Source organism: Agrobacterium sp. B1(2019), from assembly GCF_008274755.1.
GTDB classification, from domain to species: Bacteria; Pseudomonadota; Alphaproteobacteria; order Rhizobiales; family Rhizobiaceae; genus Agrobacterium; species Agrobacterium salinitolerans.
The window spans coordinates 116,933-138,502 of sequence record NZ_VTPB01000002.1 but is presented as its reverse complement, the minus strand read 5'-3'; the positions used below and the strand labels follow the sequence as shown (position 1 = coordinate 138,502).

The 21,570-nt window shown below is 59.3% G+C and carries 19 protein-coding genes; 8 read left to right on the top strand and 11 right to left on the bottom strand.

Translation table 11 applies throughout. The features are described 5' to 3' along the window. Nucleotides 1–29: 29 nt before the first annotated feature. Together ampC and AGR1_RS15495 are read left to right on the top strand one after the other, a co-directional pair. The gene (gene ampC, locus AGR1_RS15500) at nucleotides 30–1,187 is read left to right on the top strand and encodes a class C beta-lactamase (protein WP_149147465.1); all 1,158 of its coding nucleotides are present in this window, start codon (nucleotides 30–32) and stop codon (nucleotides 1,185–1,187) included. Between the two features lie 247 nt (nucleotides 1,188–1,434). Continuing rightward, complete coding sequence (locus AGR1_RS15495) at nucleotides 1,435–2,757, top strand: solute carrier family 23 protein (protein ID WP_149147464.1); 1,323 nt, start codon at nucleotides 1,435–1,437, stop codon at nucleotides 2,755–2,757. Between the two features lie 108 nt (nucleotides 2,758–2,865). Here the strand turns inward: AGR1_RS15495 and AGR1_RS15490 are convergent, their stop codons facing one another. Continuing rightward, entirely contained in the window at nucleotides 2,866–3,759 is an 894-nt protein-coding gene (locus AGR1_RS15490) for an SDR family oxidoreductase (protein ID WP_149147463.1), read from the bottom strand. 106 nt (nucleotides 3,760–3,865) lie between these two features. Here AGR1_RS15490 and AGR1_RS15485 point away from each other — a divergent pair, with 106 nt between their 5' ends. Beyond that, on the top strand, nucleotides 3,866–4,684 hold the full coding sequence (locus AGR1_RS15485) for a helix-turn-helix transcriptional regulator (protein ID WP_149147462.1): 819 nt from the start codon (nucleotides 3,866–3,868) through the stop codon (nucleotides 4,682–4,684). A gap of 222 nt (nucleotides 4,685–4,906) precedes the next feature. On the opposite strand, the gene AGR1_RS15475 is transcribed toward AGR1_RS15485, so the two are convergent. Next, nucleotides 4,907–6,100: a citrate/2-methylcitrate synthase gene (locus AGR1_RS15475; RefSeq protein ID WP_246669663.1), complete on the bottom strand. Its 1,194-nt coding sequence runs from the start codon at nucleotides 6,098–6,100 to the stop codon at nucleotides 4,907–4,909. An 83-nt stretch (nucleotides 6,101–6,183) separates the two neighbouring features. On the opposite strand from AGR1_RS15475, the gene AGR1_RS15470 reads away from it, so the two are divergent. Continuing rightward, nucleotides 6,184–7,281: a citrate synthase/methylcitrate synthase gene (locus AGR1_RS15470; protein WP_149147461.1), complete on the top strand. Its 1,098-nt coding sequence runs from the start codon at nucleotides 6,184–6,186 to the stop codon at nucleotides 7,279–7,281. A 63-nt stretch (nucleotides 7,282–7,344) separates the two neighbouring features. Here AGR1_RS15470 and AGR1_RS15465 read toward each other — a convergent pair whose 3' ends face one another. The 7 genes from AGR1_RS15465 to AGR1_RS15435 all read right to left on the bottom strand — a co-directional run bounded on the left by AGR1_RS15465 (nucleotide 7,345) and on the right by AGR1_RS15435 (nucleotide 15,803). Then, nucleotides 7,345–8,457: an FAD binding domain-containing protein gene (locus AGR1_RS15465; protein WP_149147460.1), complete on the bottom strand. Its 1,113-nt coding sequence runs from the start codon at nucleotides 8,455–8,457 to the stop codon at nucleotides 7,345–7,347. 103 nt (nucleotides 8,458–8,560) lie between these two features. Next, nucleotides 8,561–9,808 (bottom strand): oxalate decarboxylase family bicupin, encoded by a 1,248-nt coding sequence (locus tag AGR1_RS15460; protein WP_149147459.1) that lies wholly within the window; start codon nucleotides 9,806–9,808, stop codon nucleotides 8,561–8,563. A gap of 1 nt (nucleotide 9,809) precedes the next feature. Then, on the bottom strand, nucleotides 9,810–10,277 hold the full coding sequence (locus AGR1_RS15455; RefSeq protein ID WP_149147458.1) for a hypothetical protein: 468 nt from the start codon (nucleotides 10,275–10,277) through the stop codon (nucleotides 9,810–9,812). A gap of 311 nt (nucleotides 10,278–10,588) precedes the next feature. Beyond that, nucleotides 10,589–10,963, bottom strand: a complete 375-nt coding sequence (locus tag AGR1_RS15450; RefSeq protein WP_149147457.1) for a response regulator — start codon at nucleotides 10,961–10,963, stop codon at nucleotides 10,589–10,591. 65 nt (nucleotides 10,964–11,028) lie between these two features. Further along, on the bottom strand, nucleotides 11,029–11,685 hold the full coding sequence (locus AGR1_RS15445; RefSeq protein ID WP_149147456.1) for a response regulator transcription factor: 657 nt from the start codon (nucleotides 11,683–11,685) through the stop codon (nucleotides 11,029–11,031). Continuing rightward, nucleotides 11,678–13,258: an ATP-binding protein gene (locus AGR1_RS15440; RefSeq protein ID WP_149147455.1), complete on the bottom strand. Its 1,581-nt coding sequence runs from the start codon at nucleotides 13,256–13,258 to the stop codon at nucleotides 11,678–11,680. The genes AGR1_RS15445 and AGR1_RS15440 overlap by 8 nt, the downstream gene beginning before the upstream one ends. Nucleotides 13,259–13,508: 250 nt before the next feature. After that, nucleotides 13,509–15,803 carry an FdhF/YdeP family oxidoreductase gene (locus tag AGR1_RS15435; RefSeq protein ID WP_149147454.1) on the bottom strand — a complete coding sequence of 765 codons (2,295 nt, stop codon included), beginning with the start codon at nucleotides 15,801–15,803 and terminating at the stop codon, nucleotides 13,509–13,511. 417 nt (nucleotides 15,804–16,220) lie between these two features. On the opposite strand from AGR1_RS15435, the gene AGR1_RS15430 reads away from it, so the two are divergent. From AGR1_RS15430 to AGR1_RS15420, 4 genes are all read left to right on the top strand, one after another. Further along, nucleotides 16,221–16,739, top strand: coding sequence for a Dps family protein (locus tag AGR1_RS15430; RefSeq protein WP_149147453.1), 519 nt, complete (start codon nucleotides 16,221–16,223; stop codon nucleotides 16,737–16,739). A 19-nt stretch (nucleotides 16,740–16,758) separates the two neighbouring features. Further along, nucleotides 16,759–17,739: an alpha/beta hydrolase gene (locus tag AGR1_RS15425; RefSeq protein ID WP_149147452.1), complete on the top strand. Its 981-nt coding sequence runs from the start codon at nucleotides 16,759–16,761 to the stop codon at nucleotides 17,737–17,739. A 67-nt stretch (nucleotides 17,740–17,806) separates the two neighbouring features. Continuing rightward, nucleotides 17,807–17,977: a hypothetical protein gene (locus tag AGR1_RS29600; protein WP_173990461.1), complete on the top strand. Its 171-nt coding sequence runs from the start codon at nucleotides 17,807–17,809 to the stop codon at nucleotides 17,975–17,977. 150 nt (nucleotides 17,978–18,127) lie between these two features. Further along, nucleotides 18,128–18,331 (top strand): hypothetical protein, encoded by a 204-nt coding sequence (locus AGR1_RS15420; RefSeq protein WP_142913911.1) that lies wholly within the window; start codon nucleotides 18,128–18,130, stop codon nucleotides 18,329–18,331. A 152-nt stretch (nucleotides 18,332–18,483) separates the two neighbouring features. Here AGR1_RS15420 and AGR1_RS15415 read toward each other — a convergent pair whose 3' ends face one another. Continuing rightward, nucleotides 18,484–19,806: an epoxide hydrolase family protein gene (locus tag AGR1_RS15415; RefSeq protein ID WP_149147451.1), complete on the bottom strand. Its 1,323-nt coding sequence runs from the start codon at nucleotides 19,804–19,806 to the stop codon at nucleotides 18,484–18,486. 197 nt (nucleotides 19,807–20,003) lie between these two features. Beyond that, nucleotides 20,004–21,422: an aldehyde dehydrogenase family protein gene (locus AGR1_RS15410; RefSeq protein WP_149147450.1), complete on the bottom strand. Its 1,419-nt coding sequence runs from the start codon at nucleotides 21,420–21,422 to the stop codon at nucleotides 20,004–20,006. Nucleotides 21,423–21,570: the final 148 nt, after the last annotated feature.

The window sequence follows — 21,570 nt, the reverse complement described above, 5'->3', positions numbered from 1 at the left end:
TCCACTCTAGGTTTTGGAGAACGCGAAAGATGAAACTCAAAAGCAGACATGTCGTACTGGCAGCCTTGCTCTCGACGAGCCTGTTCACACAGGCTTTTGCCGCCGATGAGGCAAGGCTGAAAGCGATAACGGATGCCGCGATCAAGCCGATCATGGAGAAAAACGGCATTCCGGGCCTTGCCGTTGGTGTCAGTGTCGATGGTGAAAGCCACGTCTTCACCTATGGCGTCATGTCCAAAAGCTCGGGCAAGCCGGTGACGGCGCAGACGCTTTTCGAACTTGGCTCCATTTCCAAGACTTTCACGGTCACCCTTAGCGCCTATGCCGAAACGAATGGCCAGCTCTCGCTCTCCGGCAAGGTCGAAGATTATCTTCCCTCCATGAAGGGCAAGCCCTTCGGCGATGTCACGCTGATGCAACTCGGCACCCACACCGCCGGCGGCTTTCCGTTGCAGGTGCCGGATAACGTCAAGACGGAACAGCAGTTGATGGCCTATCTCAAGGCCTGGAAACCCTCATACGAGCCCGGAACGCACAGAACCTACGCCAATCCCAGCATCGGAATGCTCGGATACATTACCGCAAAGGCCATGGGCCAAAGCTTCGATGGCGCCATGAAAGATACGCTGTTCCCCACGCTGGGCTTGAAGAACACGTTCACTGTGGTGCCCGAGGCAAAGATGGCCGATTACGCGCAGGGCTACAAGCGAACGGGCGAGCCTGCCCGCGTGACACCGGCCGTCCTCTCCTCGGAAGCCTACGGCGTCAGATCGACAGCGGAGGATATGATCCGTTTCGTCAATGCGAATATGGGACTGGAAAAGCTGAACGGAAAAATCCAGCAGGCGCTCATCAACACCCATACCGGATATTTCGGCGTCGGCGCCATGACGCAGGATATGGTCTGGGAACAATATGCCCATCCCGCGCAGCTGGAGACATTGCGAGAGTTGAATTCCGGCGCCCTGCTCAAGACTGTTCCGGTCTCTGAAATCTCGCCGCCCATGAAACCGCGTCAGGATGTCTTCATCAACAAGACCGGCTCCACCAATGGTTTCGGCGCTTATGTGGCGTTCATACCAAAGCAGAAATTGGGCATCGTCATTCTGGCCAATAAAAACTACCCCAATGAGGAGCGGGTTTCTGCGGCCTATGAAATCCTGACGGCGCTTGAAAAAGCGCAATAACGCCGTCCACCCGATCTTTTACCGGCGCGGGAGCTGATTGTTTCCGCGCCGGAAGCAACAGTGGGAAACAGCCCATAGCCGATGACAGGGACAGGCAATCGCGTTAACGGAGAAAAAGATGCGCCGGCTGCCGATTCGATCTCGGACGGTGGGCGCAAATCATAAAAAGCAAATTTTCTTGCGCGGCTGCGAACTGAAACCGGAAGGCCCCGGGAGGCGCGTGCCGGCTGTTTGCCAGGGGGGCGATATGAGCGATACCGGTGGTTACTTTCCGCGCTGGAGACTGAAAACAGAAGGACGCATCCTGCCCGATGAGCGTCTGCCTGCGGGACAGACCGCGGTGCTTGGTCTCCAGCATGTCGTTGCGATGTTCGGTTCCACGGTTCTTGCTCCGCTGATCATGGGGTTCGATCCGAACGTCTCGATCCTGTTTTCAGGCATCTCGACACTGATCTTCTTCATCGCCGTTGGCGGACGTGTGCCAAGCTATCTCGGCTCGTCCTTTGCGTTCATCGGGCCGGTGCTCGTCGCAACGGGGGCAGCCGCCGGGGCAGTCAGTCCCAATATCGCGCTGGCGCTCGGCGGTATCATCGCTGCCGGGGTGCTTTATGCGTTGATCGGCGTCATCGTCATGATCGCCGGTCATAACTGGATCGAAAAGCTGATGCCGCCAGTGCTGACGGGCGCGATCGTTGCGGCGATCGGTCTTGTCCTCGCACCAATTGCGATCGCAAGCGCCTCTGGCTCGGGCCCGGGCAACCCCGATGGCGACCAGCTGTCGCGCTGGATTGCTATCCTGACGGTCACATCGGTCGGTGCGATTGCGGTCTATGCGCCCGGCATGGCGCGCCGTCTTCCCATTCTTCTCGGCGGTGCGATTGCCTATCTCGCCTATCTCGTGCTTGCCAACGGCTTTGGCCTCGGCAAGCCCGTCGATTTCTCCGGCGTGGCGGCCGCATCGTGGTTCGGATTACCGACATTCACCGCACCGGTGTTTTCAGGATCGGCGATTGCGCTGATCGCGCCGGTCGTCGTCATTCTCGTGGCGGAAAATCTTGGGCATATCAAGGCGATAGGCGCGATGACCGGGCAGAACCTCGATGGTTATCTCGGCCGCGCCTTTATCGGTGACGGTATCGCGACGATGTTTTCAGGCGCTTTCGGCGGCACCGGCATGACGACCTATGCCGAAAACATGGGCGTCATGGCGATAACCCGCATTTTCTCGACACTCGTCTTCATCGTTGCTGCACTGGTCGCCATCATTCTCGGCTTCTCGCCGAAATTTGGTGCGCTCATTCAGACCATACCGGGACCCGTCATCGGCGGCCTGTCTGTCGTGGTCTTCGGTCTGATCGCGGCGACCGCAGGGCGCATCTGGGTGGAAAACAAGGTGGATTTCTCCGAACCCCGCAACCTCATTACCGTGGGTATTGCTCTGGTGCTGGGCGCTGGCAACTTCAAGCTCAATGTCGCCGGCTTCACGCTGGATGGTATCGGCACGGCGACAATCGGAGCGATTGCCTTTTACCACCTGCTTGGCCTTGGCAGACCGGAATCGGGCAAATGATGTCCGTCACCTGAACCTTTTCCATTCATAAAGTCACCATTGGTTTTCCGTTGCTGCCATGCTGCCTGTCTCCGCCATTCCCTATCATGGGCGCCGGTCGGCCAATGCCTAGATCGCCGAATAATCCATGGCTCTGAGATCATCGAGCAGGCCCGGACCTTTCGGCGCCCAGCCCAGCTTTTCCCGTGTGAGGGCGCTGGAAGCCCTGAGGTCCATGGAGGCAAACAGGGCAAACCAGCCGAAATGGCCGGCAGCCTCTTCTTTGCCTATTGATAGCAGCGGTAGCCCTAGCCCCTCTGCAACGATCGCGGCAACATCGCGAACCACAACGCCTTCTTCCGCCACGGCATTATATCGAGCACCGCGTTCGCCTCGAGCGAGCGCCATCACATAGAGTTTCGCCACATCGTCGACATGACCGGCCGACCAGCGATTGCCGCCGTCCTCGACATAGGCGACGATGCCTTTGTCTCGCGACATCTCGATATAGGGCGAGATGAGGCCCTGCTTTACCGTGTCATGCACCTGCGGAAGTCTGATGACGCCGAGATTGACGCCCGCCTGCAATTGCTCCTGTCCCGCGAGTTCAGAGGCGATGCGCGGGTTGAAATGATGCGTATCGAACACATCTTCCCGCGCGGGTTCGCCATTGCCGGGATCGCCCATGCCGACCGCTGAGGTGATGAGCATCGGCCGGTCGGAGCCAGCCAATACGGCACCGATCGCCGCTATCACCCGGCGATCCTTTTCGCAATTGGCGGCGAAATTCGCAAAATCATGATCGAATGCCGTGTGGATCACGGCATCGGCAGTTTCCGCACCCTGCGCTAGCCCTGCCGCATCTTCAAGCGTTGCAATATGTGCGGTGGCGCCGGCGGCCTCCAGCGCTCTTGCACCGGCCTCCGAGCGGGTGAGGCCGACCACCTCATGGCCGTCAGCCAGCAGTTCACGAAGGATCCGCGAGCCGATGAACCCGGTCGCACCTGTCAGAAAAACACGCATAAAAATCTCCCGCGTTGACGGGAGAGGTGATCTCATGGAGAATCGTCCTGTTAAAGTAGTGACCTTATCATGGTATAATTCTCAACAGGCTGCGCCGGGGAATGCGATGACAGACAATGCGCTCAGTACCTTCCTGCGTGATCGCCGTATGCGGCTTGATCCCGCGACGTTCGGTTTTGCCACTGGCCGCCGCCGCACACCGGGCCTGCGTCGGGAAGAGGTCGCTCAGCGCGCTAATATAAGCCCGACCTGGTATACCTGGCTGGAGCAGGGCCGGGGCGGTTCGCCCTCGGCGGATGTGCTGGATCGTATCGCCAAGGGATTGATGCTGACCGATCCCGAACGCGACCACCTGCATATACTGGCCTTCGGCCACCCGCCCGAGCCGCGTTACCGTCAACCCGAGACCATAACGCCCCGGCTGCAGGGTGTGCTTGACGCTATGCCCTTCAGCCCCGCCATCATCAGAACGGCGACATGGGACGTTCTGGCGTGGAACCGGGCCGCCGCCCTCATCCTTACCGATTACAGCAAACTGGCGAGGGAGAACCGCAATATTCTGCGCCTGATCTTCTCAAATGACCGGGTGCGCACCGCGCAGGAGGACTGGCGCAATGTTGCCCGTTATGTCGTCGGCGCATTCCGGGCGGACGCCGCGCGCGCTGGCGCTGGCGCCGACGTCCGGCAACTGGTCGATGAGCTCTCGGCCGCCAGCGCCGAATTCAAGGCCATGTGGGAAGACAACGAGGTCACAAGCATGCATGAAGGGCTCAAGCGCCTTCACCATCCCGTTCTCGGAACGATTGAACTGGAGTTTTCAAGCTTTGCGGTGGAGGGGCGCGGGGATCTCAACATGATGGTCTATAATCCTGCCAACCCGGAAATGAGCGACCGGTTTCGCTCGTTCATTGCAAAATCTCATTGATTCCGTCTCGCCGTTCTATTCGCCATCGGGGCGGTTCAAATGCGCTCACACCCATTCGGTTTTCGGCATCCACCGCAACATAGTCTAGCGGTTCAGGCCAGCGCCGCGCGATATTTCCGAGCATTGGCCGCACATCGAAATCAAGCAGCACGGCATGTGCCAAAGTCGTTATACGTTCAGGCCCTGAGGTGAATGCCGGCCATGCTGTGAAACCATGAATGCCTATTGCCCCACATAGCGGGCGCGGGGCCGGATGAGTTTATCGTCCAGCTTCTGCTCCAGAGCATGGGCAATCCAGCCGGTGGTCCGTGCGATGGCGAAGAGCGCCAGGGCCGAGCCACGCGGCAGCCCGAGATTGCGGCGCAGGCCCACCAGCGCTACATCGCAGGTCGGTAACTGCCCTGTGGTGTCGTTCATCACCCGCAGAAGCTCATCTCGCTTCGCATCCGATGGAAGATGGGGCAGGAGGCCCGCTGCCCGCGGATCGCCGTCCGGGTAAAGCGGATGGTGAAAGCCCGGGATGGCTTCGCCGCGTCGAAGCCGTTCATCAATCACCCGTTCCACATCATCACACCGCTCCAACTCATCGAACAGGAGCTCGACGAGACTTGTCATGCCGCCATGCATGGGTCCGCTCAGCGCCGAAAGCCCTGCATTCAGACATGCACCGAGCGAGGCGCCTGTGGAGGCGACAACGCGCGCTGCGAATGCTGAGGTATTCAACTCATGATCGGCCTGAAGCACGAGAGCGCGGCGGATGAGATCCGCGCCTGCCGCATCCGTCCTCCAGACGTCAGCGAGAAACAGGTGAACCGGCTGCGTACCTGGCGGGCCGAGGCTGCAGGCGCTGGCGACAGCCCGCAGCAGAACGGCGGCGCCGGACCAGAGACGATTGTTTTCGCGCCTCCACGCCGTCAGGCGGCCTGCTTCAACGAGAGGGAGAAGTGTTTGACACCGCTCCGTCAGCGGCAGGGTGCTGACGTAATCAAGGATCGGCTGTGGCCATGGGGCGGGTGCGGCCTTCATGTCATCGAAAGGGTTAGTCTCACCGCAATCCCACAGCAGGCAGGCCACATCCTCCAGGCTCGCGGTTTGTGAAAGCACAAGCGCATCATGACCCCGATAGCGCAGGCGTCCTTCCGTTATCTGCGTAATAGAGGATTCGAGAACCGGCAGCCCCCAGTCAAGCGCGGAAGCGGCAACCTGTCCGGGGCGCCGCCCAACGTTTTTCCTCTTCTTCAACGCCTCGACATCATGGGTGCTGTAGAGCTTGCGACGCGGGTCACTTTCGGCTGCGCTCGTCTGGATCAAGCCACGGCTGACATAGGCATAAAGCGTTGCTCGGCTGATGCCGAGCTCGGAAGCCGCGCGGTCAGCGCTCATGTACTTGTCGTAAGGCTGCATTTCATATCTCATGTTGATTATATCAATCAATATTGACCATATATATACGATGCCGCATCCTCAAGCGCATTCGTATTCAGATTGAGGAAAATTATATGTCTGCGATAACAGCCTTGAGTAACAATAGGTCGGTGATCGGCCTCGATGATGTCGTCGCAGCCGAAACCGTTCTCAGCCATGTGGACGGGACGGCTGGTGAACTGATTATTCGCGGGCACCATCTTTCAAGCCTGGCGGACTGGTCTTTTGAACAGGTTCTGGAGCTTCTATGGGCCGAGCAAGTCCCCCAGCCTACGACGGCGCAGGACATTCGTTCTCAACTGGGTTCCGCCCGGCAACGGGCTTTTCAGCTGATACAGCCGCTTCCTGACCTGTCACATATTTCTTCCGTAGAGGCCCTGCGCTTCTTGCTGTCCGCGTTGCCTGATGTTGAAACGACCGCGCACCACATCATGGCCGTTGCGGCGGCGCCGGTCTTTGCCGCGGTCATCATCCGCGACAGGCAAGGACTTCCGCCGATTGCGCCTGATATCACGCTCTGCCATTCGGCGGATTTTCTGCGAATGATTTCCGGCGTTCACCCGTCGCCGGAGAAGGTGCGCGCACTCGATACTTACCTCACGACGGTTTCCGATCATGGATTGAATGCCTCGACCTTTACGGCCCGCATCATTGCTTCGACAGACGCCGGAATGTTCTCAGCAGTGGTTGGTGCGCTGTGTGCGTTAAAGGGGCCTCTTCATGGTGGGGCGCCGGGTCCGGTGCTTGACATGCTGGATGCGATTGGCAGTGAGGCTGACATTCAAACATGGCTGGAGGATGCGCTTTCACGCGGGGAGCGTCTCATGGGCTTTGGCCATCGGATCTATCGTGTCCGTGACCCTCGCGCCGACGTGCTGAAAGGCGCGGTTTCGGCTCTCAAGGATGGATCCAGCCGCATTACCTTTGCCGGCAAAGTGGAGGCGGCGGCGCTCGCGCTCCTCAAGGAAAAGAAGCCGCTTCGGCCATTGCAGACAAATGTAGAGTTCTACACGGCGCTGGTACTGGACGCGTTGGGTTTTCCACGCGACAGCTTTACCAATGTCTTTGCCGCAGGTCGCATGGCAGGATGGACGGCGCATGTGCTGGAGCAGCAACGGACAGGACGGCTCATTCGTCCGCAGTCCCGCTATGTCGGTCCATCGCCCGAGTGAGGCCTTTCGTCAGCAAAGATTGAGTGACGAAAGGCGGGACATCCCCTGATCTTTCACCCGTGCTCACATGGCGGTTTCGGCAAGCCGCCGCCCATAGGCGGCAATTGACTTACCCACCGGCAGGCGGGTTCTCTGATATCTTGACAGGGCGGCGGGAAGGTCGTCCGTCTGCCGCAGGGCGTCGCGTAGTGCCATTGCGTCGCCCGCAGCCTTGGAAACGCCCATCGCGGTGTGTGGGCGAACCACAAAGGCGGCATCTCCGACCAGCGCGATGCGCGGTGACACCATCTGTTCAGCCTCGTAGTCGAAAATCCCCTGGATCGATGGGGTTTCCTCCGCTTCCACCGCAATGTCCAATACCGGCGGCAGAAGGGAAAATGCGTCCCTGCGCAATTGCTCGCGACGCTGGTCAGCGAGTTCGCCACGGGGGAGCGAATGCTCGAAATGCCTGCCGTCGCGGCCGGTGAAGATGCGGGGAAGCTCATCAGCCGCCGTCGGGCGGTACCATACCCAGTTGTAACGCCGCTGCCCCTGTTGTGTCTCACCCAGCGGGCCCGGCACGAGGTAACCCAGAACATGGATTCCGGGTGCTATGTAAAACGCGAAGCGGTCGAGTAGCAGCGACGCAGCGGCCGGCAATCGGCTTTCGGGTATCAGCCCGCGCCAGGCGACATATCCTGCGAAGGCGTTTTCCGAATGGCGATTGACCGCCTTTCGGATAACCGACCCCAAACCATCCGCGCCGATCACCAGATCAGTTCGCTCTTCCGTGCCATCGGTAAAAGAGAGCGTCACTCCATCAGAGCCTTCCCGAACAGCGTCGATATGGTGTCCGAGACGATAGGTGTCGGCAAGGAGACGGGAGGACACGCGCTCAAAGAGATAGTCCCATGAAATCTGCATTTGCGGCGTCGTCTGGCGCTGGGCCACCCGGCCACTGGCATCGAGGTAGATGCGCTCCTTTGCAACCACACCGACATGGGCGACGTCTTCACAGCCTATCTGCTGCAGAACCTCGAACAGGTCCTGCTGTGGCACCAGCCCTGCACCACGCCCGCCGAGGCCGGATGACGATCGTTCGTAGACTTTCACATCGTGCCCGTCCTGCTGAAGCAATATCGCCGTGAAAAGACCGGCGAGCGAGCCGCCGGCGATGCGGATTGTCATCGGTTTCATGGCGGCCTCTGTCTTTCAATATTGGTTTTACGGCGTTGCGTCCTGTCTTCAAAGACCGGCGGGTCGACATGTCGAAACGCCGGTCAAAGTACGGACAGGAGGTTTAGCCTGGCACGATCGCCGGCTGGTTTGCGGGAAATTTCGCCACATCCTCGATGCTGACATTCAGGTGCTGGGCCACCAGCGCCGGCGGTGTGTGCGTCAGCCAGGACGACAGGCTGACCTCCTGGTATTCGGCGGTCTTGAAGACCGCAACGAATTGCAGGTCGGTCTTGCCGGTATTTTCGATGATATGGCCCTGACTTCTTTTCACATAACCGATGTCACCGGCACGGAAATCGGCGGTCTGACTGCGTGGCCCTGCATCGAACACGGTCATCCGGCCTTCACCCCTGATCCAGTATTGCCATTCGTCCGCATTGGGATGCCAGTGCATTTCGCGCACACCGCCGGGCTTGATCGTTTCGATGGCGGCGGCGATGGTTTTGGACACGGTAAAGGCGCTGCTGTCGGCAAGGCGAATGACGCCGGCGGCATTTTCCTTCAATGGTTTTGATGCAGCGAGCTTATAGGTGAACGGGAATGGGGGAAGTCCCGCGCCGGCAACGGCTTCTTGATCCCTGGAGAGCGGTCCCGGCTCCTTGCCCTGGAAGATCCAGAGGTTCTGCAGCGGAATGTTCCGGAACACGTCCTGCGCGACGCCGAAATTCTTGGCCAGCAGTTCGGGTGACGTATGCGCCAGCCAGTCGGTGAGAAGCAGCGTGCCATATTCGGACTGGTCGCCTTCGTCGAACACGATGACGAATTCGCACCCTTCAGGGCCAAGTCCCTGCAGCGAATGCGGGTAGCCGGCTGGAAAATACCAGAGATCGCCGGCCTCAACATCCTGCACGTAGGCGCGGCCCTGCGTATCGAGCACGGTGATGCGGCAACGGCCATTGGTCATGATCGCCCATTCTGCGGCACGGTGCCAGTGCATCTCACGAACGCCGCCCGGTCCCAGCCGCATGTTGACGCCGGACACGGCATCCGAAATCGCAAAGTCCGACTTGGTCACCTGACGTGCCCATCCGCCGTCCTGGATACGCTTGGCGGCGTTGTTGAACGAGCCCCAGAAGAGCTGCATGTCACCTACATCGGTCGCCGGCGGGCTCTGGAAAGATGGAAACTGGTCGTTGATCACAGGGTTCTTCGGGCCGGGATCGCTGAGACCCGCGGCATTGGCGTTGATTGCTCCCTCGGCGGGCTGGTCGGGATTGCCGAAAGACGCTGCCCCGGCCGCGCTGGCGGCAAGGGCGGTGCCGCCAACGGCGCCGATTGCGAGGACTGCGCGTCTGGTCAATGTCTCCATTTCAGAACTCCTTGTTCATGGCGAGTTGGGAGGAAGTGTCAATAGAGCGGGTCTGTGACGCGAGCTGGAGCATGGCGATGCGGTCGATCAGCTCGGCGTTGAAGAGGCGGTGCTGCAGCTGGCAGAAGGCTCTTGGATCGAGCGTGTCGTACCGGTCCGTTTTCTGGGCGGCCCGGGCGGCGACGCAGGATGTCTTGTCCAGTGCCGGAACAGCCTGTGCGCCTTCGGACGTTTCACTGAGAGCCGGCACGGAAGCGGAAAGTCCGCCCAGCCTGTCGATTGTCTGTGGTGTGAGGATGCGGAAGGCGCCGGCTGACGCGACGTCTTCGGAGGCTGCAAGCGCCGGTTCGCCATTCCTGACCAGGAGAGCATTGCCACCGAGCACAATAATCGTACCCGATGCCAACACCGCTGCGACTTTGAGGCGACGGGGTCTCTGCTCGTCCGCATACTTGCTGATGGAGGTCATGCCCTGCTCCTAAAAAGGGGTGGTGGTGTCGTCAGGAACGTTCGGAGGGGAAGCGCTTGACTGGAGCAAAGGCTACGGCGGAGAAGCGGAGCCGGCATCTATACAGAGGTCTAGTTCGTATAGCGGAAGGTGTTGGCAGCGGGATAAACGCCGAGACATCCGCTCAACGGCAATGCTTGCCCGGACGGCAGGGCGTCGGGGCATGAAATAACAACGGATTTCGCTTGGACGAGATGCAGCCAGAGCGATGGAGAACTTCTCTGCGAGCGGATATAGGCTGGCTCACTCGCCCTGTGGCAAAGCGTCAGCCGTCAGGACGACCGGGCGAGAACGGATTCCAGGCATCCGATCAGACTGATGATATTGACCGGCTTGCCGAGAAAGGCCAAAGCGCCGCCGTTCAAGGCTGCATTCCGGGTGCGCTCATCCTGATAGGAGGTGACGAAGATCATCGGCGGGTGGTTACCGCGCCGGTTCAACTCGCTCTGCAGTTCGATGCCGGAAAGACCGGGCATTTTGACATCGACGACGATGCAGTCGATGTCCGCCTGGAGCTTCGATTCCAGGAATTGTTCGGCAGAGGCAAACAGGCGGCACTCGTAACCGAAGGACATGATGAGATCATCCATGGCCTCGCGAATGGCGGGATCGTCGTCGACGACGGCAATGACGGGAACGGGGGGCAATGAAAGCGACCTTTTCTGTTTTCTTTCTTCCTCTATGCGCCCATGCCGCTCTCAAAGATACCATACTAAGATACAGGTGGCCGGAGCTTCTCGCCGATCAGCTCCGCTTTCCGCACGAGATCGGCGACCGATCTTGCTTCCATTTTGCGCATTACATTGCCCCGGTGCAGTTTCACGGTGACTTCGCTGATGCCGAGCTCGTAGGCGATTTGCTTGTTCATCAGGCCGCGGACAACGGCGCCCATGACCTCGCGTTCCCTTGGCGTCAGCTGCTCGGCTAGAGACGTGACGGCCTCGTTCTGGGCGCTTTCGCGGCGTCGCGACGCATCCCGTTCCATCGCGGCCGCGACGGCGTCCAGAATATCCTGTTCCTTGAAGGGCTTGGTCAGAAAATCGACGGCGCCCGCCTTCATCGCCCGCACGCTCATCGGGATATCGCCGAAGCCGGTCATGAAAATGATCGGCATCCTGTTGCCGACGCGTTCCAGCTGCATCTGGAAATCAAGGCCGCTTATGCCGGGAAGCCGCACATCAAGCAGCAGACAGCCGGGCCGGCTCAGGTCCGCTTTTTCGAGAAAGACGGCGGCGCTGTCGAAAGCTTCGGCATCGAACTTCATGGAGCGAAAAAGATCGGTGAGCGCCTCGCGCATCGACACATCGTCGTCGACGATAAACACGACAGGTGACGGCGGCTCCTTTGTCGTCTTGCGCGGCTCAGGCATGTTCCATCTCCTGGCTGATCGGCATGGAAATCGTGAAGACCGCCCCGCCGAGAGGATGATTTTCACCGGTAAGCCTACCGCCACGTGCTTCCAGCGTCGTACGGCAGATAGAAAGCCCCATGCCCATTCCCGTCTCCTTGGTCGTGAAAAACGGCGAAAACAACTTTTCCTTCATCTGCGCGGGGAAACCCGGCCCATTGTCGTGAACGGCAATATGAATATTTTCGCTGTCTTCGCGCTCCTTCCGAACCGTAATGGTGCGATTGCCGGTGCCGGCCTCTTCCATGGCCTGAATGGCGTTGGTGAGAAGATTGATAAGGACCTGCTGCAGTTCGATCCTGACGGCCGTTATCGGCGGTGTGACCGCTTTTTCCACATGCACCGTTGTGCCGCTGCGTTCCAGTTCGTGTTCGAGAAGGCTGAGCGTTTCATCGACGAACTCACTGAGGTCGAAGGTTTCCATCTTGCCGCTCGTATGGGCTAGCAGGCTGCGCGTGTTCTGGATGATGTCACTGGCGCGCTGCCCGTCACGGATCATGCGTTCGGCCGAGCGGCGGGCGGCGGCAAGATCCGGCGGATCGCGATCGAGCCACCGCAGCAATGTCTGCGCATTGACGATGATGGCGCCAAGCGGCTGGTTCAGTTCGTGGGAGAGCGATGCGGACATGGCGCCGACGGCTGCCGCCTTTGAGGCCTTCGTCAGCTCCGCCTGCGCCTCGGCCAGAGCCTTCAACGCCATTTCGCGCTGGGTGATATCGACCATGCTGACCACCACACGGTTGAAGGAGGCGGCCTCCGCAGGGAAGCTGATGGAAAGAAGCACCAGCTTGTCTTCGCCGGTGTCGGTGCGCACCACCACCTTGTCTTCGAAGACACGCCGGTTGTCGATGATCGCCTGCAAGACATCGACGAACTTGCCAGACGAAGAAACGACCGATTGCTGGAGGGTGCCGCGGATAGAGGAATCGTAACCCAGCATTTCCTTTCCGGCCTCATTCGATGCAACGACCGTGATGAGATCGATGCATTGCTGCGTAAAACCCGGATTGGCGCGCGCATGGGCCCGCATATCGGTGATGCCCCGTTGTTTGAGGCCCATCAGCAGGGCGTGAAGCTTCGAATAGTCGCGTTCCCAGAGTGCGACGCGCGTACGGTCGAAAATGGAGCGATAACGCTCCTCGCTTTCCTTCAGCGCCGCATTGACGGACAACATCGCCAGCCGGGCGGTCTCCGTTTTCAAAAGCAGCATGGTCGTGACGGCAAGTGCCGCAAGGGCGACGACCAAGCGAAGCGCCGACTGGAAATCCGCATCCTGCGCATGGGTCGCTGCATAGGACAGGAGGGAAAGAATGGCGCAGGCGCAGGAGATCGCGATCAGTCCCGACCAGCTTACAATCTGCGCGGCCAAAAGGACCGTGATGACATAAAGCACCGCGATCGCGCCTTCTATGTCGGTATAAGTATCGACGTAAAAGACGCCGGCCGCCAGCGCCAGCGCCCCAAGGCCAAAAGCCAGATGGTGCGCTCCACCTTCCGGCTCGCGCGCGCGAAACATCCTTGACGCAATCGACATTGTTCCCCCGATGCGATTTTTGCCGATAATACGGTTTTTTCAGCACAACCTGACCTATACATAGGTCTTGGTTGCCACCGTCGTCGAAACAACAGGATAGCGGTAAAACGGTACGGCGCTATATCGAAAAATCCGCATCTATCGCCGGTCTCCACAGGCCCATGCCTGATGGCCCGAGGCGACGTCCAACACAAACGGTGGGGAAAAGAGCGCGCAATGACCCTTGTATTGCGCGCCGCGCTTGTGTCCGTCAGCCTGCTGCCGGGCTCACCGCGATCGGAACACCCTTGTAGGAAGGCGTTCCGGAAAGACGGTCATAATGGCCGAGCGCCACCACCGCATTCATCTCCGGATAATAGCCCGCGGCCGACCCCTTCGGGATATTGTATTCGACGGCGGTGAAACCCTGAACGAGGTGTCGGTCCTCATTTTCTCGGCCGATGCCACGAATATCGATGCGATCGCCATCCTTCAGGCCGCGCGCGGCAAGGTCGTGTCGATTCATGAAGACAATGTCTCTTCGACCGAAGACGCCGCGATAACGGTCATCCATGCCATAGATCGTCGTATTGTACTGGTCGTGACTGCGGATCGTGGTCAGCACGAGGGCTTCCGGATTGGAGATGAGCGGGTCTTCTTCAAGTCCGGTGGCGACAAGGAAATTGGCCTTGCCGCTCTGCGTGTTCCAGCGGCGGAAGGAGGCCGCGACATCAAGGCGAAAACCGCCTTTTACCCGAACCCGGCTGTTGAAATCCGTAAAATCGGGAAAGACCTCTTCGATCTTGTCACGGATTCGGTCGTAATCGGCAATCAGCCAATCCCAGTCTATTCCATGGCGGTTGCCGATCGTCGCCCTGGCAATGCCGGCGATGATGGCCGGCTCCGACTTGACCAGCTCCCCGGGCGGGTTGAGGAAACCGCGCGAGGCATGCACCATGGACATCGAATCCTCGACTGTCACGGCCTGCGGGCCTAGTGCCTGGGTATCCAGATCAGTACGTCCAAGGCAGGGCAGGATCAGCGATGTCCTGCCTGTCAGAAGGTGCGAGCGGTTTAGCTTCGTCGCGATGTGAACGGCAAGATCGAGGTTGCGCATACCCTTGAAGGTCGCGCCGGTATCCGACATGGCGACGGCGAGGTTTCCGCCAAGACAGATAAGTGCCCGGGATTTGCCGGCGATGATCGCCTCGACGGCCTCTATGGCGTTGTGCCCCTTCTCCGCAGACGGGCGGAAACCGAAAGCGCGCTCCATGCCGTCCAGCAGCGCCTTGTTGGGGATTTCAGTGATACCGACGGTGCGGTCGCCCTGCACATTGGAGTGGCCACGAATGGGCGCGATCCCCGCGCCCGGGCGACCCATATTGCCGCGCAGCAGCAGGAGATTTGCGATCTGCTGCACATTGCTCGTGCCCTTGGCGTGCTGCGTGATGCCCATGCCGTAACAGATGATGACGTTCGAGGCGCTCACATAAATCCTCGCAACACTCTCTATCGCCTCCTTTGTCAGTCCGCTGACGGAACAGATGGTGTCCCAGGAGGTAGCGTCGATGTCAGCGCGCAGTGCGTCGAGACCGGCTGTGTGTTCCTCGATGAAGGCCCGGTCGAGCACACCGGCGCCACCCGCCTTCTGGTTCTGCGCATCCAGTTCTAACACCGCCTTCATGATGCCCTTGAGGGCTGCGAGATCGCCGCCGGTGCGCAGCTGATGGTAGGCCGAGGCGATGGGCGTCGAGGAGAGCGTCGCCATTTCGATCGGGTCTTGCGGCGCGGCGAAGCGTTCCAGCGCCCGTTCCTTCAGCGGATTGAAGACCACGATCGGGACGCCGCGTTTTGCGGCATTGTGCAGCGTCGTCATCATCCGAGGATGGTTGGTGCCGGGATTGTGGCCGAAGCTGAAGATCGCATCGGCGTGATCGAAATCCTCCAGCGTCACCGTGCCTTTGCCGACGCCGATGGATTTCGGAAGGCCAACGCTGGTGGCCTCGTGGCACATGTTGGAACAATCAGGGAAATTGTTCGTCCCATAGGCGCGCACGAAAAGCTGATAGAGAAAGGCGGCCTCGTTGGACGCCCGACCGGATGTGTAAAATTCCGCCTTGTCGGGGTCGTCGAGCTTGTTGAGTTCCTGCGCGATCAGATTGAAGGCGTCGTCCCATGCGATTGGCTCATAGCGATCGCTCTCGGCGTTGTAGTGCAAGGGAAGGGTCAGCCGGCCGGCATCCTCCAGCTTGTGATCCGTCCATTGCCACAGTTCGGAAACCGTATGCTGGGCGAAAAATTCGGGTCCGGACCGTTTCGCCGTCGATTCCCAGGTGATGGCCTTGGCGCCGTTTTCGCAGAACTCGAAGGATGATGTGTGTTTGGGATCGGGCCAGGCGCAGCCGGGACAGTCGAAACCCTCGGGCTGATTTGCCTTGAGCAGCGTCATCGTGCCCTGTGCGACGATCTGCTGGTGGGCGAGCGTTTTAGCCACAGCCTTCAATGCATCCCAGCCGCCAGCTGGATGATCGTATTTTTCGATACCTTCCGGCCGTACTTCCGCCATGTCAAAATCCCTTCGATTTCGCAGATTGACGATTGTTGCGCCCGCTGAGGTTAGCGCAACGGCGAAAGAGTAAACATCATACTCAGGCATAGGTTGCCTTCACGGCTGAGGCCGAAAGGAAAAAAAAGGCCGCCTCCTGCGGCGGGGGGCGGCCTTGGCGGATCGGGAGGATATCCGCGGCTCCGGGGGAGGGGGACACCGGAGACGATGGCTTCTGCGAGCCAATCGCCCTGGGGCGGGGCGACAGGTGAAATGTAGCCCGGGCCCGAAATTGCCGAAACTACACTTAGGTATCGGGTGGACTGTACCAGCAGCCGATTTATCCCGAGCCCTCCTTCTTTCTATCCTCGACGCCGATCAGACAGTCGCAACAGGGGCGCTCAACACCGGGCGGTCGATTGCAAAAGGAGAACGATCATGGACACGATCACAGCCGCCAAAAACCGCAAGCTTCCACTCGCAACGCCGACCGACCTCGGTGCTGAAGCGAGCCGCGACATCGCCGCCGCGCTGACCGCGCTGCTGGCGGATGTCTTCACGCTTTACATCAAGACCAAGAACTTCCACTGGCATGTTTCCGGTCCGCATTTCCGCGATTATCACACACTGCTGGACGAACAGGGCGCGCAGATATTCGCGATGACCGACGACATTGCTGAAAGGGCGCGCAAGATCGGCGGAACGACCATCCGCTCGATCGGCCATATCGTCCGCCTCCAGCGTCTCCTTGATAATGACGCCGATTTCGTCACGCCGGAGGACATGCTCGCCGAACTGCGTGAGGACAACAGGCAGCTCACCGCCATCCTGCGGCAAACCCACAGCCTCACCTCCGAGCTTAACGACCACGCCACCACAAGCCTGATCGAAAACTGGATCGACGAGACCGAGCGCCGCACCTGGTTTCTGTTCGAAACCACCCGCCGCGCCCGCTGAAATCAGGCAGGAAACCGAAATGACTAACAATCCTATCGAGCTGGCGCTTTCCAGACGGCATGTTCTGCTGGCCGGCGCCGCTCTTTCCACCGCGATGGCCATGCCGTCGCAAGCCTTTTCAAAATCGATCCCATCCCGCAACGAAGGAGCATTTCCAATGACCGAGTCATTCGTAAAAACCAAGGACGACGTAGACATCTATTTCAAGGACTGGGGACCGAAGGATGCCCAGCCTATCGTCTTCCATCACGGCTGGCCTTTGTCGTCCGATGACTGGGACGCGCAGATGCTGTTCTTCGTAAAGAACGGTTACCGCGTCGTGGCCCATGACCGTCGCGGCCACGGCCGTTCCCAGCAGGTGAGCGACGGCCACGACATGGATCACTATGCCGCCGATGCATTCGCCGTTGCCGAACATCTCGATCTGAGGAACGCGGTTCACATCGGCCACTCGACCGGTGGCGGTGAGGTCGCGCGGTACGTCGCCAAATTCGGCGAGCCGCAGGGCCGCGTTGCCAAGGCCGTGCTCGTCTCCGCCGTTCCGCCGCTGATGCTGAAGACGCCTTCCAATCCCGGCGGCCTGCCGATCGAAGTCTTTGACAGCTTCCGCAAGGGCGTGGCCGAGAACCGCGCCCAGTTCTTCCTCGACGTGCCGAGCGGTCCGTTCTACGGCTTCAACCGTCCGGACGCCAAAGTCTATCCTGGTGTCATCCAGAACTGGTGGCGTCAGGGCATGATGGGTAGCGCCAAAGCCCATTATGACGGCGTCAAGGCCTTCTCGGAAACCGATCAGACGGAAGACCTGAAGGCGATCACGGTGCCGACGCTCGTTCTCCACGGCGATGACGACCAGGTCGTACCGATTGCGGATTCCGCCGAATTGTCGGTCAAACTGCTGAAGAATGGTACGCTGAAAGTGTATAAGGGTTATCCGCATGGCATGCTGACTACCCATGCCGATGTCATCAATCCGGATCTGCTGGCCTTTGTGAAGAGCTGATCATCTGAAACGGCCGCCGCCGGAAAAAGCGGATGGCGGCCAAATTTTCGCGCGGAAGGAGATTCCGATGCCGTTCAAACCATCCTATGATGACCTTGCCCTTCGTGACGGCATCGCGAGCCTGCCGGAGATGGAGGATATTCAGCTGGAGCTTCCTCTATCCCGACAGGCCGAGGCGGAAGACCAGATTGATGCAGGCCAGGATAAGTCGAGTGACGGCACGAGATTTCAGGACTGATCGATGCGATCGCCGTCCTTGACGGTAGCTTATTGTATCAGGAACTAGTCAGGCTACATCGAGGTACCGTTTTCGGTTTCGGTGGAAAACTCTCGACACAACACTTCTCCATCAAGTGGCGCAATATCGTATTCATGATGGAAATCCGAGATGACCAACGCAGTGTCGCTTCTGTCGATCCGCAGGGTTTTGAATGAGTTCTGCGAAGAGAACTGCCTGCCGATCGGCTGCTCGACAGCCGTCGACGCCGCAAAATACCTGATGAGGATCGCCTCCACGGAGGCCGTGTCCGGATCAATGCTGCGATCTGCGCTGGACCAGTGGATGGCGGAACGCGTCCCGGTTGCGGCCTGAAATCTCCCGGCCTCCGATACAGAAAAAGCCGTTGCTCGACAGGCGTCGAGGAGCGGCTTTTCGTTACAGAAATGCCCAAGCGTTAAATCGGACAGCAAGACGAGGATGTGAGGAGGCGCGGTACGAGAACCGCGCTTCCACAATGACGTCTCTCAGCGCAGCTTTCTGAAAGCGTCACGAAGCTCCCTTGAGAAAATCCCGGGTTGCTCCCAGGCGGCGAAATGTCCGCCATGATCGACCTGATGATAATAGGTCAGCGATGGATAGGCCTGCCTGCTCCAGCTCTCAGGCGCCTGATAGATTTCCTTCGGGAAAACGGTGATGCCGACGGGGATTGTGATGTCCCTGGTTTTCTGGGCGTCCGCGCTGAAGTTGTTGTTGTTGTTTTCCCAATAGAAGCGCGCGCCGGACGCGCCGCTATTCGTCAACCAATAGAGAGTGATGTCGTTGAGCATTTCATCCCTGGAAAGCACGTTTTCGGGCTCGCCATTGCTGTCGCTCCATTGCGCAAATTTTTCGTAGATGAAGGATGCGAGACCGACAGGTGAATCCGACAGGGAATAGCCAATCGTCTGGGGTCTTGTGACCATCATTGCGCCATAGGCAGCGTTCCTGCCGAAAAAGTCTTTTAGCGAGTCATAGGCATTTCGTTCCGGCGCAGACAGGTCCGCAGGGGCCGGATCACCGCTGTTGATGCCCTTCATGAGCGCACCGGGAACGGTGGCCGGCATATTGAGATGAATGCCGAGCAGACCCTTTGGCGCCTGTCGGGCAAGGGCATCGGAAATGACCGAACCATGATCGCCGCCTTGGGAAACATAGCGCGTGTAGCCGAGGCGCTTCACAAGGGTGTCCCAGGCGCGTGCAACACGGTCTGGTCCCCACCCCAGATCGATCGGATGGCCTGAAAAACCATAACCGGGGATGGAGGGAATGATTACGTCGAACGCGTCTTCGGCTTTGCCGCCATAAGCGGTCGGGTCCGTCAACGGGCCGATGACTTTTATGAACTCGAAGATTGAACCCGGCCAGCCGTGAGTGAGGACGACAGGCAAGGCGTTGGGATGGCGTGAGCGGACATGAATGAAGTGGATGTCGACGCCGTCGATCGTGGTGATGAACTGCGGCAAGGCGTTGAGTTCTCTTTCTGCATTTCGCCAGTCATAGTCGCTGCCCCAATATCGAACGAGATCCTGAACCCGCGCCAGCTGGATACCCTGGGAGATATCGCCAACGGTTTCCTTATCAGGCCAGCGCGCATTCCTGATTCTTGCCTTGAGGTCGTCAATCTGTGACTGATCGACATGAGCCTGGAACGGCCGGATGCTGTCGTCGGTAGAGGCGGTTTCGGATTGGCGTGGTTCGACAGCCTCAATTGCCAAGGCAGGGGTGAAGGCCATCAACACAGCCATTGCGGACCCAAGGACAATCGCGGTGCCGTGCCCGCCTTTTTCCGGGTGGAGGACGTCGGTCATATTTCTCTCCATATCGATGTGTTCGGCGAGCATTTCGCGTCCGAAACAGGTAGATGTTGGTCGTATCCCGGCTATTTCTTTCGACCTGCTGTTGCGTCACCAAACGTCGGCTTTCGCACGGCTGACACTTATGGATACAAAGACGGCCTGAAGCAGAACGGAGCGCACGCCGGGACCGGCGCTGCAAACTTCTCGCGTTACGGGGTGAGAATGGCGCGCGGTTCGAGCATGCCGTCGAGCCCGAAGGCACCGATCTCCCTGCCGATACCGGACTGCTTGAAACCGCCGAAGGGGGCGCGAGGATCGTGCGGTGCGCCGTTGATGACGACGCGGCCGGCCATCAGCCTTGCGGCTATGTGTTCGGCACGTTTGAGGTCGGATCCAAGCACATAGGCCTGCAATCCGTAGTCGCTATCATTGGCGATTTCGACGGCCTCATCTTCGTCCTCATAGGCGAGAAGACACAGGACGGGACCAAAGATTTCTTCGCGGGCGATGCGCATTTCGTTCGTAACATTTGCGAAAATTGTCGGGCGTGCGAACCATCCTTTTTTAATCCCGTCCGGCCGTCCGGTTCCGCCTGTCAGCAGGGTTGCTCCTTCTTCGACACCAAGCCGGATGTAAGTCTGGATCCTCTCCCACTGGGCAAGACTGGCGAGAGGGCCTACCCGAACCTCCGGATCACGGGGATCGCCAACTTTGAATTTTTCAGTCGCCATCCTCAGCCGCTCGGCAATCTCGGGGAGACGGGACCGCGGAGCGAGGATGCGGGTACCCGCGACGCAGGCCTGACCGCTGTTTGCAAAGCCCGACATCAGAGCGACTGGTATCGCCTTGTCGAGGTCGGCATCCGGCAGGATGATGGTAGGTGCTTTGCCTCCCAGCTCCAGAACCACTCTTTTCATGCCGTCTATCGCCGCGCGTTGAATGATCCTTGCGGCCTGAGTGGAGCCGGTGAAGCTGATGGTCGCAACGTCGGGATCCTGCGTCAGTGCCGCGCCGACCACCGGACCCGTGCCGTTGACAACGTTGAAAACCCCTGCCGGCAGGCCGGCCTGATGCAGTCTTCGCACGAGAATATCCGTCTGAAACGCGCTCTGTTCGGCCGGCTTGATGACGAGGGACGAGCCGGAACCGATTGCATGCGCAAGCTTGGTAGCGATAAAACCGAAATTGCTGTTCCAGGGCGTGATGGCGGCGAGAACGCCGCGCGGCAGCATCGTGACCGTGCTTTTACCCACGACCCGGTCAAAGTCGTATTTCGCTACGGTCTCAGCCATAACATCAAAAATCGATGCTGCGTTTTGAACGGAGAAAGCCGTGAAATAAGCGGGCGCGCCGTATTCTTCGGTCATGGCCCGCGTGAGTTCATCCGGCCGCTCTGCGATCGCATCACGCAGGCTGCGCAGCATATCGATACGCTGCGCCTTGGTGGATATTGCCATTGCGGGAAAAGCGCGTTTCGCGGCGGCCACTGCGGCCCTTGCATCATCGGCGTTGCCAAGCCGGACATTGCCGATTTTTTCTTCCGTTGCCGGATTGAAAAGGTCCAGCCGTTCATTGCCGTCTGGCACCACAAATTCACCGTTGACATAGATGTGTTCAATTGATCGCATTGATTTGGCCGCGTTTAAGGTGGTTGAAAATCCCGCTCGTCTGGCCGCCGTGGAACGCGCTGGAAGCGCGCCGCATGGGGCGCAGGCAGGCTTCCTTGAGTTGATCAGAGGGATGGCAGGACGAAGTGGAAACGCGAAAACGGCTGCG